The 15,302-nt window shown below is 74.4% G+C and carries 11 protein-coding genes and 3 tRNA genes; 6 read left to right on the forward strand and 8 right to left on the reverse strand.

Features of this window, described 5'->3' with window-relative positions; all coding sequences use genetic code 11:
• Window positions 1-84: 84 nt before the first annotated feature.
• Window positions 85-158: transfer RNA gene (locus ACFV1L_RS27890), tRNA-Ile, on the reverse strand.
• 436 nt (window positions 159-594) lie between these two features.
• Between ACFV1L_RS27890 and ACFV1L_RS27895 the strand changes: the two genes are divergently transcribed.
• Window positions 595-1,359: a trypsin-like serine peptidase gene (locus tag ACFV1L_RS27895; RefSeq protein WP_380370750.1), complete on the forward strand. Its 765-nt coding sequence runs from the start codon at window positions 595-597 to the stop codon at window positions 1,357-1,359.
• A gap of 126 nt (window positions 1,360-1,485) precedes the next feature.
• Here ACFV1L_RS27895 and ACFV1L_RS27900 read toward each other — a convergent pair.
• Together ACFV1L_RS27900 and ACFV1L_RS27905 are read right to left on the reverse strand one after the other, a co-directional pair.
• Window positions 1,486-1,558: transfer RNA gene (locus ACFV1L_RS27900), tRNA-Asn, on the reverse strand.
• A 5-nt stretch (window positions 1,559-1,563) separates the two neighbouring features.
• Window positions 1,564-1,636 (reverse strand) — tRNA-Asn (locus ACFV1L_RS27905).
• Window positions 1,637-1,938: 302 nt separating this feature from the next.
• On the opposite strand from ACFV1L_RS27905, the gene ACFV1L_RS27910 reads away from it, so the two are divergent.
• From ACFV1L_RS27910 to ACFV1L_RS27920, 3 genes are all read left to right on the forward strand, one after another.
• Window positions 1,939-2,232 carry a hypothetical protein gene (locus tag ACFV1L_RS27910; RefSeq protein WP_380370753.1) on the forward strand — a complete coding sequence of 98 codons (294 nt, stop codon included), beginning with the start codon at window positions 1,939-1,941 and terminating at the stop codon, window positions 2,230-2,232.
• 141 nt (window positions 2,233-2,373) lie between these two features.
• A complete protein-coding gene (locus ACFV1L_RS27915) occupies window positions 2,374-3,813 on the forward strand; it encodes an FGGY family carbohydrate kinase (protein WP_380370756.1) in 1,440 nt (479 codons plus the stop codon).
• 99 nt (window positions 3,814-3,912) lie between these two features.
• On the forward strand, window positions 3,913-5,331 hold the full coding sequence (locus ACFV1L_RS27920) for a glutamate decarboxylase (RefSeq protein ID WP_380370759.1): 1,419 nt from the start codon (window positions 3,913-3,915) through the stop codon (window positions 5,329-5,331).
• 7 nt (window positions 5,332-5,338) lie between these two features.
• On the opposite strand, the gene ACFV1L_RS27925 is transcribed toward ACFV1L_RS27920, so the two are convergent.
• From ACFV1L_RS27925 to ACFV1L_RS27935, 3 genes are all read right to left on the reverse strand, one after another.
• Entirely contained in the window at window positions 5,339-6,484 is a 1,146-nt protein-coding gene (locus ACFV1L_RS27925; protein WP_380370761.1) for a sigma-70 family RNA polymerase sigma factor, read from the reverse strand.
• 166 nt (window positions 6,485-6,650) lie between these two features.
• On the reverse strand, window positions 6,651-8,561 hold the full coding sequence (dnaG, locus tag ACFV1L_RS27930) for a DNA primase (RefSeq protein WP_380370764.1): 1,911 nt from the start codon (window positions 8,559-8,561) through the stop codon (window positions 6,651-6,653).
• 40 nt (window positions 8,562-8,601) lie between these two features.
• Entirely contained in the window at window positions 8,602-9,876 is a 1,275-nt protein-coding gene (locus tag ACFV1L_RS27935; protein WP_380370766.1) for a deoxyguanosinetriphosphate triphosphohydrolase, read from the reverse strand.
• Between the two features lie 180 nt (window positions 9,877-10,056).
• Between ACFV1L_RS27935 and ACFV1L_RS27940 the strand changes: the two genes are divergently transcribed.
• Entirely contained in the window at window positions 10,057-10,725 is a 669-nt protein-coding gene (locus ACFV1L_RS27940) for a helix-turn-helix domain-containing protein (protein WP_380370768.1), read from the forward strand.
• Entirely contained in the window at window positions 10,722-12,107 is a 1,386-nt protein-coding gene (locus ACFV1L_RS27945; RefSeq protein ID WP_380370770.1) for an MFS transporter, read from the forward strand. The genes ACFV1L_RS27940 and ACFV1L_RS27945 overlap by 4 nt, the downstream gene beginning before the upstream one ends.
• Window positions 12,108-12,133: 26 nt before the next feature.
• On the opposite strand, the gene ACFV1L_RS27950 is transcribed toward ACFV1L_RS27945, so the two are convergent.
• Window positions 12,134-12,886, reverse strand: coding sequence for a sirohydrochlorin chelatase (locus ACFV1L_RS27950; RefSeq protein WP_380370772.1), 753 nt, complete (start codon window positions 12,884-12,886; stop codon window positions 12,134-12,136).
• Between the two features lie 162 nt (window positions 12,887-13,048).
• On the reverse strand, window positions 13,049-15,223 hold the full coding sequence (locus tag ACFV1L_RS27955) for a hypothetical protein (RefSeq protein ID WP_380370775.1): 2,175 nt from the start codon (window positions 15,221-15,223) through the stop codon (window positions 13,049-13,051).
• Window positions 15,224-15,302 lie beyond the last annotated feature (79 nt).

Here is a 15,302-nt window from a genome sequence, read left to right on the forward strand (position 1 = left end):
GCCGGTGCTCTACAGTTGCGTGGCGAGCCCGGGCGTTTCGCCTGCTCAGGGGCCCATCGGCGGAGGAACGGTCAGCGGCCGAGGTAGGGCGGGTGGGACTCGAACCCACGACCAAGGGATTATGAGTCCCCTGCTCTAACCGGCTGAGCTACCGCCCCCCGACTCGACCCGCCGGGGCCGACGAGCGGTCCTGGCAGCAGCAGACGGCCCCTCAGGGCCGCCCCCGGCAGCATAGCCGGTCGATCACCCGTGGTGCGCGCCGGGGGCTCATCCGGGTACGCCCCGTCCGCTCCCGCCCGCGCCGCCGGTTCGCGCCCCCGGCCCGCCGGTCCGGCCGTCGCTGCCGGTAGCGGCCCGCAGCGGTCGCGCAGCGGCGGCCACGCCCGATCGCCCGGGCGACGCCGGGCGCGGACAGGGATACGGGAAGGAGGCCCTCCGCACAGCAGTTCGCACCAGGTCGGCGGGCGTTCCGGCGTTCCCGACACGCGGGCGGCCGGCCCACCGCCGAGGCGGTTGCCGGTGTGGCGCGGGCCCTGGTAGATCTTGCTGCGTCCGCCGCTCGACATCCTCGGGCGGGCCGCCGAGCGGAAGCGAGTGACAGTGCCGCGCACCTCTCCCCGAACCGGCCGTGTCACGGCCGCAGCGGCCTGCGCACTGCTCCTGCTGGCGACCGCCGCGACCGGCTGCGACTCCGCTCCGAAGACCGAGGGCAGCCGTCCGACCGCCCGGCCCGCCCCGGCGGACGCGGCGGGCAACCGGATCGGGGCGCTGTTCGTGGACGGCACCGACGGCCTGCGGGCCTGCACGGCGGGCGTGGTGCACAGCCGCGGCCACAACCTGCTGATCACGGCCGCCCACTGCGCGGCCCCGCGCGGCACCGCGCTGGACGACCTGGTGTTCGCCCCCGGATACCGCGACCAGCAGGCCCCGTACGGCAGTTGGCAGGTCTCCGAGGTCCTGTTCGACCCGCGTTGGGGGACCGACGAGGACGAGGGGTACGACGTCGCCTTCCTCGTCGTCGCCCCGCTGAACGGCCGGCAGATCGAGGACGTGGTGGGCGCCGACACCGTCGCCACCGGCCTGGGCTTCGGGCTGAACGTCACGGTCACCGGCTACCCCAACTCGGCCGGCTCCCCGATCACCTGCCAGGGCCGCACCACCTCGCGCAGCGCCACCCAGCAGCGCTTCGACTGCGCCGGCTTCACCGACGGCACCAGCGGCAGTCCCTGGGTGACCGACAAGGGCCAGGTGGTCGGGGTGATAGGGGGTTACCAGCAGGGCGGGATCAGCCCGGAGATCTCCTACAGCGTGGCCTTCGGCGACCGCCTCGCCGCGCTCTACCGGCAGGCCGGCGGCTGACGCGTCCGCGACCCCGACCGTGACGGAGAACACGGGGACGACGCACCGAAGACGGAGAACACGAAGGCCCCTCGGTCTCACCGAAGGGCCTTCGCTCTGTACTGATCACCGTGACGTCCGGTGAAGCTCCCCCAATTGGACTCGAACCAATAACCTGCCGATTAACAGTCGGCTGCTCTGCCAATTGAGCTATGGGGGACCGCGCTCCTCCAATTGGACTCGAACCAATAACCTGCCGATTAACAGTCGGCTGCTCTGCCAATTGAGCTATGGAGGATCGTGCTTCCGCCTCGCCCACCCCGGTCTCCGGATCTCTCCGGGGCCCACGGTGCTCGCTGCGGGACATACATTAGCGCACTCAGGGGGGTGTTCCGCCAATCGCTTTCGGCCCCCGCCTCCCCCACCTCGGCGACGGGCCCGGTCCGGCGCGCCCCGCGCGCGCCGCACGGTGCGGACGGGGATGCTGGTGCACGGCGGCTCCGGCTGGCCCGGACCCGCCACCGGCGGGGCGGTTCACGGCCCGGCCGGACGGGTAGACGCGGCACACAATCGCGCGGTGACGAAGGGTGGAACCAGGGCATGTGGAAGGTGTCGTTGATCGTGGGCGTCGGGATCGGGTACGTCCTCGGCGCCCGGGCCGGCCGGGAGCGGTACGACCAGCTGGCCGGCGCGGCCAAGCAGTTGCGGGAGAACCCGCGGGTGCAGGACGCGGCGGGCAAGGCCAAGCAGCAGGCGGGCGCGGTCGCCGGGAAGGCCGCCGGGGCGGTGGCCGACAAGGTCGGGGAGAAGCTGCCGAACGCGCTGACCGAGCGCGTCCCGTACTTCGCCAAGCACCACGGCGAGGACGACGGCTGGGGCACCGTCCGCCCCTGACCGCACTGAAGTCCCCGGCCCGGCACGGAACGCCCCCGAGCAGGCACGGAGGGTCGGCGGCGGGGTTGGTTCCGGTACCGACTGGGCAACACTTGCGGCAGTCGGGCCCGCCCCGGCCGCCGACTGCGGCATGATCTCGGCATGGCCATCGTCGCGGGCATCGACAGCTCCACCACTCGCACCCGGATCGTCGCGTGCGACGCCGACACCGGCGCCGTGCTGCGACAGGGCCGGGCCCCTCATCCGCTCCCCGAGGGCGACGACGCCAGATCCACCGAGGTCGACCCGCAGACCTGGCTGCACTCGCTCGGCGACGCCGCGGCCGGCGGCCTGCTGGAGGGCGTCCGGGCGATCGGGGTGTCCGCCCAGCAGCACGGCCTGATCGGCCTGGACGCCGGGGGCGTGCTGGTCCGGCCCGCGCTGCTGTGGAACGACCCGCGCTCGGCGGGCTCGGCGGCCGCGCTGCTGGACGCGCTCGGCGGGCCGGAGCCCTGGGTGGAGGCGATCGGCGCGGTGCCCGGCCCCACCTACACCATCGCCAAGCTGCGCTGGCTGGCCGAGTTCGAGCCGGTGTCGGCGCAGCGGATCGCCGAGGTGCTGCTGCCGCACGACTGGCTGGTCTCCCAGCTGCTGGGCGGCGCCCGTCGGCGCACCACGGACCGCGGCGACGCGTCCGGCACCGGCTACTGGTCGCCGATCACCGGCGAGTACCGGCAGGACCTGATCAAGCTGGCGTTCGGCCACGAGCTGAAGGTTCCGGACGTGCTGGGCCCGGCCGAGCCGGCCGGTCACACCCCCGAGGGGCTGCTGATCTCGGCGGGCACCGGCGAGAACATGGCGGCCTCGCTGGGCCTGGGGCTGGTCCCGGGCGACGCGGTGGTGTCGCTGGGCGGCAACGGCACGATCTTCGCGGTGCACGACCGGGCGGTGGTCGACCCGTCCGGCCTGGTGTCCTCGTTCGCGGACGCGACCGGCCGGCACCTGCCGATGGTGGCGACGCTGAACGCCGCACAGGTGCTGCGCTCCACTGCCGGGATGCTCGGCACCGACCTGGAGGGCCTGTCCGAGCTGGCCCTGCAGTCCTCGCCGGGCGCGTACGGGATGGTCTTCCTGCCGTACCTGGACGGCGAGCGGACCCCGAAGCTGCCGCAGGCGGCGGGCACCCTGACCGGCCTGCGGGCCGAGTCGATGGGTCCGCAGCACCTGGCGCGGGCCGCCGTCGAGGGCATGCTGTGCAACCTGGCCGAGGCGCTGGACGTGCTGCGCGCGAACGGCGTCACGGTGAACCGGGTGTTCCTGCTGGGGACGGCCGGGCGGCTGCCCGCCGTCCAGCAGATCGCGCCGCTGGTGTTCGGGCTGCCCGTGGTGGTTCCGCCGCGGGGCGACCACGCGGCGCGCGGCGCGGCCCGGCAGGCCGCCTGGGCGCTCGCCGGGACGCCCGAGCCCCCGCACTGGGAGCTGCCGGACGTCACCCTGCTCGCCCCCGAGCAGGAGCACGACCTGGCGGTCGGCAACGCGGTGCGCCAGCAGTACGCGGCGATGCGCGAGCAGCACCACCCGGAGACCGCCGCCTCGTCCTGACGCGGCGTCGGGAACCGTCCTCCGGCAGGCTGCTGAGGATGCGTCAGCAGCCGCGCGGTGGCAACGTGGGGGCTCTCACCAGTGGAGGGACGGTTCGTCATGGCGTTGCACAAGGGGCAGGGGTCGGAGCACGGGCGGGAGGAGCGCCGGCTGCCGTTCAGCCCGCTGCACGTGCTGACCGATCCGCTGGGCGCGATGCAGGTGGCCCCGCCGCTGCACCGGCTGCCCCGGGTGCCGATCCCGCCGTCGGTCGCCCACCAGCTGATCCACGACGAACTGATGCTGGACGGCAACGCCAAGCTCAACCTGGCGACCTTCGTCACCACGCAGATGGACGAGTACGCGGACCGGCTGATGGCGGAGTGCCGCGACAAGAACATGATCGACAAGGACGAGTACCCGCAGACCGCCGAACTGGAGCGGCGCTGCGTGGCGATCCTCGCCGACCTGTGGCACGCGCCCGACCCCGGCGCGGCGGTGGGCTGCTCCACCACCGGGTCCAGCGAGGCGTGCATGCTCGCCGGGATGGCGCTCAAGCGGCGCTGGATGCGGCGCAACGCCGACCGGTACGCGGCCGGGGCCCGGCCCAACCTGGTGATGGGCATCAACGTGCAGGTCTGCTGGGAGAAGTTCTGCAACTTCTGGGAGGTCGAGGCGCGGCTGGTGCCGATGGAGGGCGACCGCTTCCACCTGACCGCCGACCAGGCCGCGGCGCACTGCGACGAGAACACCATCGGCGTGGTCGGCATCCTCGGCTCCACCTTCGACGGCTCGTACGAGCCGATCGCCGAGATCTGCGCCGCCCTGGACGACCTCCAGCGGCGCACCGGGCTCGACGTGCCGGTGCACGTGGACGGCGCGTCCGGCGGCATGGTCGCGCCGTTCCTGGACCCGGACCTGGTGTGGGACTTCCGGCTGCCCCGGGTCGCCTCGATCAACACCAGCGGCCACAAGTACGGCCTCGTCTACCCCGGCGTGGGCTGGGCGCTGTGGCGGGACGGCGAGGCACTGCCCGAGGAACTGGTGTTCAAGGTCAACTACCTGGGCGGCGAGATGCCGACCTTCGCGCTGAACTTCTCCCGGCCGGGCGCGGAGGTGGTCGCCCAGTACTACACCTTCCTGCGGCTCGGGCGCTCCGGCTTCCACGCCGTCCAGCAGGCCTGCCGGGACGTCGCCCAGTACCTGGCCGGGGAGATCGAGAAGCTCGGCCCGTTCCGGCTGATCACCCGGGGCGACCAGCTGCCGGTGTTCGCGTTCAGCACGGTCGCCGAGAGCCCGTTCGACGTGTTCGACGTCTCCCGGCGGCTGCGCGAACGCGGCTGGCAGGTCCCCGCGTACACCTTCCCCGAGGGGCGCACCGACCTGGCCGTGCTGCGGGTGGTGTGCCGCAACGGGTTCACCCGCGACCTGGCGGACCTGCTGCTCGCCGACCTGCGGCGGCTGCTGCCCGAGCTGGAGCGCCAGCCCGCGCCGCTCAGCGAGCTGGGAGTTCCGAAGCGCACCGGGTTCCACCACTGACGGGCCGTCAGTCCAGGTAGCCGCGGAGCTGGTCGGCCGAGGCGTGCTCGCGGAGCTTGCGGAGGGTCTTCGCCTCGATCTGCCGGATCCGCTCCCGGGTCACGCCGAACAGGTGGCCGATCTCCTCCAGGGTGCGGGGGCGGCCGTCGTCGAGGCCGTACCGGAGCTGGACCACCTGCCGCTCGCGTTCGCCGAGGGTGGCCAGCACCGCTTCCAGGTGCTCGCGCAGCAGCAGGAAGGCGGCGCTCTCCGGCGGGGAGGCGGCGTCGGCGTCCTCGATCAGGTCGCCGAGGGCGACGTCGTCCTCCTCGCCGACCGGAGTGTGCAGCGAGACCGGCTCCTGGGCGAGCTTGAGGATCTCCCGGACCCGCTCCGGCGACAGCTGCAGCACCAGGCCGACCTCGGCCGCGGTCGGCTCCACGCCGCGCTCCTGCAGCAGGGCGCGCTGCACCCGCAGCACCCGGTTGATCAGCTCCACCACGTGCACCGGCACCCGGATGGTGCGGGCCTGGTCGGCGAGGGCGCGGCTCATCGCCTGGCGGATCCACCAGGTCGCGTAGGTGGAGAACTTGTAGCCGCGGGCGTAGTCGAACTTCTCCACCGCCCGGATCAGACCGAGGTTGCCCTCCTGGATCAGGTCGAGCAGGGTCAGGCCGCGCCCCACGTAGCGCTTGGCGACCGAGACGACCAGCCGCAGGTTGGCCTCGATCAGACGGCGCTTGGCGATCCGGCCGAGCACCACCAGCCGGTCCAGGTCGTCGGTGAGCCGCTCGTCCCCGCCCGGGGTGCGGTCGAGCGCCAGCTCGGCGAACAGGCCGGCCTCGATCTGGCAGGCGAGTTCGACCTCCTCGGCGGCGGTGAGCAGCCGGATCCGGCCGATCTCGCGCAGGTACTGCCGGAGCAGGTCGGCGGCCGGACCGGTGCCCTCGTCCAGGGCGGCTTCCGGGGGCTCGTCGGGAACCTCGTCGGCGGCCGGACCGGGGGTGGCCCCGAAGGCGTCCTCGGCGGTGCCTGGGTCACCGGCGGGCGGCCCGGGGTGCGGGCCGGTGCAGCCGGCGCGTTCGGGGCCGGCCGGACCGGGCTGGAGCGGGATCGCGGCGTCGCGGGCGGGGGCGGATCGGTGCGGGCGGGCGAATGACAGCTCCACGGGCATCCCTCCAGGGGCCGCGCGCGGCCTGGGGGTGCCGCGCCACACCGGAGGGGATACCCAGCCCGACGGGCCCGGGCACCTGCGGGCATCCGCGAGCCGGACATTCGGCACCCGACGGGTGCCCGGATGCCACACCGCACGGTCGGCGGCCGGGCGCGGCCCGGGCGGCTCAGAGCGCGGCGACGCCGCGCGAGCGCAACTGCTGGCCGTACTGCTGCAGGGCCCACAACTCGCTCTGCACCGGGTGCAGTTCCTCGGCGGTGGCGCGGTCGCCCAGTCGGCGCAGGTGGGCGCGGACCTCGTCGACCCGGCGGTCCACGGCCTGCAGGCGGAGCTTGACCAGGAACTCTCCCGCGTACACCTCGTCGACCTTGCGACGGCAACGGATCGGCTCCACGGTCAGCTCGGTGACCAGCCCGCGGACCCGGTCGTCCGGGCTGGCCTCGCGGACGGCGCCGGTGAAGTCGGGCAGGCTCGCACCGTACGCGGCGCCGCCGCACTGGCCGATGGCGCGGCGGACGGCCCGGTAGGGCGGGGTGGGGAACTCGTCCTCGCCGTACTGGTCGAAGGCCGGGCTGACCAGGTCCGGGTGCTGGAGGGCGAGTTTGAGCAGCTCGCGTTCGACGAACTGCGCCGGGTCGCGCGGGTTGAGCCGGAACGCCGGCCGCTCCGGGCGGACGGGCTGCTGCCCGGCGGGCTCGGCGCGGCGCAGCTGCCGGTGCTGGCCGTTCTGCTGGTTCTCCCGCTGCCAGCGGGCCAGCTGGGAGATCCGCCGGACCACGAACTGCTCGTCCAGGATGCCGACCATGCCGGCCAGTTGGACGGCGTACTCGTGCTGGATCGAGCGGTCCTTGATCTTGACGATGATTCCGGCGGCCTCTTCGAGGGCGGCGGCGCGGCCCTCGGCGGTGTCGACCCGGTGCCGGGCCACCGCCGAGCGGAGCGCGAACTCGAACAGCGGGACCGGGTTCTCCACCAGGGTGCGGACCGCCTCGTCGCCCTGGGCGAGGCGCAGTTCGCACGGGTCCATGCCGCCGGGGGTGATGGCGATGGAGGTGCGGGCGGCGAACTTCTGGTCGTCCTCGAAGGCCCGCAGGGCGGCCTTCTGGCCGGCGGCGTCGCCGTCGAAGGTGAACACCGTCTCCCCGCGGTAGGTGGAGGTGTCCATCAGCAGCCGGCGGATGATCTTGATGTGGTCCTCGCCGAACGCGGTGCCGCAGGTGGCCACCGCCGTGGTGACGCCCGCCAGGTGACAGGCCATCACGTCGGTGTAGCCCTCGACCACCACCGCCCGGCCGGACTTGGCGATCTCCTTGCGGGCCAGGTCGATGCCGTACAGGACGTTCGACTTCTTGTAGATCGGCGTCTCGGGGGTGTTCAGGTACTTCGGTCCGTTGTCGTCCTCGCGCAGCCGGCGGGCGCCGAAGCCCACCACGTCGCCCGCGCTGTCCCGGATCGGCCAGACCAGACGGCCCCGGAACCGGTCGATCAGGCCGCCGCGCTGCCCCTGCGAGGCCAGGCCGCCGACCGAGATCTCCTTGTCGGTGAAACCGCGACCGCGCAGGAAGCGCACCAGGTGCTCCCAGCCGGCCGGAGCGTAGCCCACCCCGAAGTGCTTGGCGGCGGCCTCGTCGAAGCCCCGCTCGGCGAGGAAGCGACGGCCGATCTCCGCCTCGGGGGTGGCCAGTTGCTCCTGGAACCAGGCGGCGGCGACCTTGTGCGCCTCGATCAGCCTGGTCCGCTCGCCCTGCTGGTGGCGCGGGCTGTAGCCGCCCTCCTCGTAGCGCAGGGTGATGCCCGCCTGGGCGGCCATCCGCTCGACCGCCTCCGCGAACGAGCAGTGCTCGATCTTCATCAGGAAGGTGATCGTGTCGCCGGACTCGCCGCAGCCGAAGCAGTGGAAGACGCCCTTGCCCGGGTGCACGTAGAACGACGCGGACTTCTCGTCGTGGAACGGGCACACGCCCTTCAGCTGGGCGCCGCCGCCGTTGGCCAACTGCACGTAGTCGCCGACCACGGCATCGATCGGCAGGGCGGCACGCACCGCCTGCACATCCTCGTCCCTGATCCTCCCGGCCACTGGGAAAGTCTACGGGAGCGGACGTGCTACGCCTCCGGCCTCACCGACCGACCAGCTTGGTGTGCAGGGCGAGGGCGGAGGCGTCGGTCAGGGTGGCGATCTGGTCGATCACGGTGCGCAGGGCGGCGCGGTCGTCCTCGGCCTCCGCGTACAGGGCGGCGAACACCGGGTCCAGCCCGTCCGGCGCGGTGCGCAGCAGGGCCTCGGCGAGTTCGGCGATCACCACCCGCTGGCGGGACCGGAGCTGGGCCTGCTCGTCGCGCTGCATCACGTACCGGACGGCGACCGCCTTGAGCACCGCGCACTCCAGCCGGACCTCGCGCGGGACGACCAGCTCGGCGGCGTAGCGGGTGAGCCGGCCGGGGCCGTAGCGGGCCCGGGTGGCCTGCTCGGCGGCCAGGCAGAACCGGCCGATCAGCTGGCTGGTGAGGTCCTTCAGGCCGGCCCGGGCGCGGGCCGTCCCATCGTACGAGGCGGGCCACCACTCCGCGGCGAGCAGGCGGTCGAGGGCCTCGCCGAACTCCTCCGGGTCGGTTCCGGCGGCGAACCGCTCGGCGATCCGGAACAGCTCGGCCCGCTCGTGCGGGGCGTACAGCGCCGCCGGGTCGATGTGGCCGGCCTGCAGGCCGTCCTCCACGTCGTGGGTGGAGTACGCGACGTCGTCGGACCAGTCCATCACGGTGGCCTCGAAGCACCTGCGGCCGTCCGGCGCGCCGGTCCGCATCCAGCGGAAGACCGGCAGGTCGTCGCCGTACACGCCGTACTTGGTGGAGGCCGGGTCGGCGGGGTGCCCGCCGCGGGCCCACGGGTACTTGGTGGCGGCGTCCAGGGCGGCGCGGGTCAGGTTGAGGCCGACGCTGCGGCCGGGCCACGGGGAGAGCCGGACCTCGGGCTCGTCGAGCGGGGCGAAGCGCTTGGGTTCCAGCCGGGTGAGGATGCGCAGCGACTGGGCGTTGCCCTCGAAGCCGCCGCACTCCTCGGCGGCCTGGTCGAGGGCCTCCTCGCCGGTGTGGCCGAACGGCGGGTGGCCGATGTCGTGGGCCAGGCAGGCGGTCTCCACCAGGTCCGGGTCGCAGCCGAGCGCCGCGCCGAGCTCGCGGCCGACCTGCGCGCACTCCAGCGAGTGGGTGAGCCGGGTGCGCGGGAAGTCGCTGCGCATCGGCGCGACCACCTGGGTCGTCCCGGCCAGGCGGCGCAGCGCGGCGGAGTGCAGCACGCGGGCGCGGTCGCGCTGGAAGGCGGTACGGCCGGGCCGCTTGTCGGGCTCCGGCACCCAGCGTGCCTCGGACTGCGGATCGTACGGGGTGGTCTTCATATATCCGCCACCGTACGCCGGGTGACGGACATTCGGCCGTGCGCCGCGCGAACGGCGGACGTCGGACGGGTGCCCTGTACGGCGGGTGCCGACTCGCTCGGGCCGACCGCCCGAATCTTGCAGAGATTTCTCTGCAAAGAGGTCTATGCAGAGGAGTCTCTGCATTCTAGTGTGATCCCCATGAACGAGCACCGCCCCGAAGAACACCCCGTCGCACCCGAGTCCGCCGCGTCCGGGTCTGCTGCACCAGGGCCCGCCGCACCCGCTCCGAGGAACGAGCCCCCGCGACGCCGACTCGACGCGGGCAGCCTGCGCGGGCTGGCCCATCCGCTGCGGATGCGGCTGCTGGAGGAGCTCCGACTGAACGGCCCCTCGACCTCCGCCCGGCTCGCCGACCGCACCGGCGAGTCCACCGGCACCGTCAGCTGGCACCTGCGGCACCTCGCCGAACACGGGTTCATCGAGGAGGAGACCGGCCGCGGCACCAAGCGGGAACGCTGGTGGCGCGCCGCTCCGGGCGCGATCACCGTCGCGGCCGCCGACTTCGACGAGGACCCCGCCGCCAAGGCCGCGGTCGCCCTCTACCAGGCCGAGAACCTGCGCACCCAGTTCCAGCGGGTCGCCGACTCGCTCGCCGCCGAGTGGGAGGGCGACTGGCACGGCTCCGGCCTGATCAGCAGCTGGAACAGCCTCCGCCTGACGCCCGCTCAACTACTGGCCCTCGGAGAGGAGCTGAGCGCCGTCGTCGCCCGCCACACCCCCGACCCGGACGCCGCCCCCGACCCCGACGCCCGGCCGGTCCTCGTCCAGATCCAGGCACTGCCCCGAAAGGACCCCGACCGGCCATGACGTCACCCACGCCTGCTCGGCCCCGCCGCACCGCGCCCCCCGGCGAGCCGCTCCGCCCGGGGCCGCTCCCCGCCGACCCGGCCGCCCGCCGACCCGCCGGACTGCTGCGCCGCCACCGCGACTTCCGGCTGCTGTGGATCGGCGAGACCGCCAACAAGTACGGCTCCGCCGTCACCGGCCTGGCCCTGCCGCTGATCGCGGTCAGCACCCTGCACGCGAGCACCTTCCAGATCGGCCTGCTGACTGCGGCGGGCTGGCTGCCCTGGCTGCTGATCGGCCTGCCCGCCGGCGTGTGGGTGGACCGGCTGCGGTCCCGCCCGATCATGCTCACCGCGACCACCGTCTCGCTGGTGCTGTACGCCACCGTCCCGCTGGCCGCCCTCGCCGGCACCCTCACGCTGTGGCACCTGCTCACCGTCGCCCTCCTCGCCGGAGCGGCCGGGGTGTTCTTCCAGACCGCGTACACCGCCTACCTGCCGCAGTTGCTCGCCACCGCCGACCAGGCCGAGGGCAACGCCAAACTGCACGGCAGCGCCTCCGCCGCGGGCATCGTCGGACTCGGCAGCGGCGGCCTGATCGCCCAACTCGCCGGACCGGTCAACGGACTGCTCGCCAACACCGCGACGTTCCTGCTCTCGCTCTGCTGCACCGCCCGGATCGGCCACCGCGAGACCGCCCGCACCGACCGGCCCCGCCGGGCCCTGCGCCAGGAGATCGGCGAGGGACTGCGCCTGCTCGGCTCCGACGTCTGGTTCCGCACCTTCACCCTGTTCGGCGCCGCCTCCAACCTGGTGCTGACGGGCTACCAGTCCCTGCTGGTGGTCTTCCTGATCCGCGAGGTCGGCATCGGCGAGGGCACCGTCGGACTGCTGGTCGGCCTGGCGTCCACCGGCGGCATCGTCGGCGCGGCGTTCGCCCGCCGGGTCGCCGCCCGGCTCGGCACCTCGCGCGCCATGCTGGTGCTCGAACTCGCCCTGCCCGCCCTGACCGTCCTGATCCCGCTGACCGGCCGCGGCCTCGGCCTGGCGTGGTACCTGATCGGCGGCTTCGGCGCCTCCGCCGGCGTGGTCGCCGGCAACGTCATCAAGTCGACCTTCCAGCAGCGCTACTGCCCGCCGGAGCTGCTCGGCCGGATCTCCGCCAGCAGCGCGGTGCTCAACTTCGGCTCGATCCCGCTCGGCGCGCTGCTGGCCGGCTTCCTCGGCACCCAGATCGGGGTGCGCCCGGCGATGTGGCTGATGACCGTCGGCGTGCCGCTGGCCGCGCTGATCCTCTGGTGCTCCCCGATGCGCCGCGTCCGCGACCTGCCCACCGAGCGCCGACCACTGGACACCGCGGACGCCACCGACGTGCCCGCGTCGACGGTGCCCTGCGCGACCTGACGCGCCCTCAACTCCCAGGTGTCCGCTCAACCGGTCGGGCGCAGGGCGCTGGGGACACCGGACCGGTACCGCTCCAGCACCAGCCGTGCCAGCAGCGGGTGGTCCCCGAGCGGGGCCGACGTCAGGGCACCGCCCGCCGCGGCCGCCAGGCGGGCGAAGTCACCCGGGGCGGTGAAGTACGAGGCGACCGCGACCCGCCCGTACCCCTCCGCCGAGAGCTCGGCCACCCGGGCAGCCACGCTCGGACCGCCGGCCGACACGAACCCCACCCGGACGTCGACACCGAGCCGCGCGGACAGCAGCGCGGCCTGCACTCCCACGTCCTCGGCGGCGTCCGGGACCCGGGAGCCCGACGCGGCGAGCACCACCGGCTCCCCCCGCCATCCGGCTTCGGCCAGCCGGTCGGCCAACACACCGGTGAGCAGCGGGTCCGGCCCCAGCGGCGGGGCGCACTCCCCCGCCAGGTGCGGGGCGGCGGACAGCGTCCGCGGGATGTCCGTCCTGCTGTGGTAGCCACGGCTGAGCAGCAGCGGCACCAGCACCGCCCGGCCGCTCAGCCCGTCCAGCACCTGCGGCAGCAGCGGCTCGTTCAGCCCGAGATGCCCGAGCCGAATGTCCAGCTCCGGCCGCTCCCCGCGCAACCTGGCGTGCAGCCGTCCGAGTTCGACGGCCGCCGCCGGATCGCGCGACCCGTGCGCCACGAGCACCAGGGCCGGACGGCGGGCCGCGTGCAGCACCCGCAGCGGAGCGGGACGGCCGGGAAACGAGGGGGTCGTCATTCCGCCACCCTGCCGGACGCCTGTTTCACCCCCGTTGCCCGCCGGTCACGGCCGGTTTCCCAGGCCTCACACGGGTGAGTGCGGGCACGTGGCCTGACGGCCGGCCAGAGATCGGCCGGGGTGAGGGCGGTCTCCGGGCGGTCTCCGGGCTGGGTTGGCGGGTCAGTGCGGGCCGCGGACGGGGCCTGGTGACGGGGCAGACGCGGGCCCGGGCACGGGGACGGGGACGGGCGCGGAGACGGGGACGGGGACGGGCGTGGGTCCGGAGGGTCCGGCCGTCGCGCCCCCGGCCTCCGGCGGGACGGGCACCGCCGGTGCGGCCGACAGCGTCCGCTGCTCCCGCTCGCGGCGCCGCCGTACGGCCCGCTCCTCGGCCGCGTCCACCTGCTGACGGAAGATCAGCGCCTCGTGCTCGGCGGTCTGAACGCCCGCATCGGTGGCCCGCCGGTACCAGTCCAGGGCGCGCTGCACCTGGTGGCGGTCGGCCAGCATCCGGGCGGCCGCGACCAAGGCGTCCCGGTCGCCGTCGGCGGCGGCCCGCGCGTACCAGTCGAGCGCCTCCTCGATCCGGCCGCGGTTCTCGAGCATCTCGGCCGCCTCCCGTACGGCCTGCCGGTCCCCGGTGTCGGCGAACCGCTGCACCCACTCGACGGCCCCGTCGGAGGCCACCGAGCCGCACAGCATCCGGGACGCCTCCCGCAGCCGGTCCTGCTCCGGGCGGTCCGCCGAGCGCAGCAGCAGGTCCGCCTCGAAGTACCGGCCACCGTCCTTCAGCAGTTCCACCGCGGCGGGCAGCAGCGCGGAATCCGCAAGGCCCGGTGCGGCGCCCGCAGGGCCCGGCCGCCCGGCGGACCGGGGCACGACCGTCCCGGCCGGCGGGTCGGCCGGTCGGGCGCCCCCGGTCGCCCCGGTGGTCGGCTGGGTGGCCGCCGACTGTCGGTCGTACTGCTCCACCGTGCCCACGGACTCCGACCGTTCGGGTCGGCCGCCCGCGCGGACGGCGACCCGGTACCAGGCGGCGGACTCCCTGGTCCGGCCGAGTTCGCCCAGCAGACGACCGAGTTCACGCATCGCGTAGACGTCGCCGCGCCGGGCGGCCAGCTCGTACCAGTGCACCGCCCGGACGCGGTCGCCGTTCCGCTCCAGCATGTCCGCGGCCTGGAACAGGGCCGCCTCGCTGCCGGCTCCGGCCGCCTTGCGGTACCAGTGCAGCGCGCCCGCCAGGTCGCGGTCCCGCTCGCACTGTTCGGCGCGCTCGCGCAGTGCGTGCGGATCGCCGAGGTAGGCGAACTGGGGCTCTCCGCACCGGCCTTGCCGGGCGAACGGCGCCGCGGCCTCCTGCCAGGCCAACTCGTCGCCGGCAGCTCCCCGTTGCTCCCGGCAGGCCACCGCCTCGTCGATCCGGCCTGCCGCTTTCCGTACTTCCACTGCCTTGCGCACCGTGGTGACCCCCTGTTCCCACGCGCTTCCCCACCGGACGATCGCCTGGCCCGTTCCCCCGACCGCCACCCGGACCTCGCCACTCTCGGCCGGTACCCCGAACCGTCCGCCACCCGCCAGCCGGTCGGCCCGCTCAGCCCCGTGGCGGGCCTGGTCGACACCGTCAGCACCGACGAGCAACTGCCCCTCCCGGGCGTACCGGCCGACGGTCTCGACGGCGCGGCTCCCCTCGGGGAGGTGCACCTCGGCTGTCGCTGCACCCGGTTCGGCGACCTCCGCGCAGTCGTCGACCGTGGTCGGGCCGCCCGGTGTCCGGCTGCCCGCCGGAGGAGCGTCCTGACCCGGGCTCGCCGTCCGACGGCACGAACCCGCCTCGGTCGCCCGACTCGCGGCGGGGATCTCGCGCTCACAGCCCGTCAGGGACTGCGAGGCGGCGGCCGGCACCGAGCGATGGCGGTTGAGCAGCCGCGCCCCGGCCGGCCCGGCGGTCTTGGCGGACGCACGCCGGCATCCGGCGGGCCGACCGCCGCCGCTCGGGGCAGCGACGGCGTTCGCTGCGACGAACCGGCCGGACCTGCGCGACACCGCCACGCTCCCGCTCTGGCGGGCCCGGTCGGCCTCCAGCAGGGCGGCCCAGTACCGGGCCCGGCGCACCGGCCGACCGGCGGCACGGGCCAACTCCCCCGCCACGACGGCGAGTCGGTCGGTCTCCCGGGGAACGGAGCGGCCGGTCAGCCAGCCGTTGAGAGTGGACGGGCCGATGCCGCCCAGTCGGGCCAGGCGCTTCTGGGTGATCGTCCGGTCCCCGGTCGTACGGGCCGCTTCCCAGAGCCGGTGCAGCTCGCGCAGCACCGCGGAGTGGGCGGCACGTCCCCTCACCCGCACGTCAGCTGCCATGCCAGCTCCCCGGCCGGACTCGGAGCCGATCTTCGAATCCGCTCCTCTGCGTGCAGGGTACGCACTCCCCCACCCCGTC

The sequence above is a fragment of the Kitasatospora sp. NPDC059646 genome (genome assembly GCF_042734615.1).
GTDB lineage: Bacteria > Actinomycetota > Actinomycetes > Streptomycetales > Streptomycetaceae > Kitasatospora.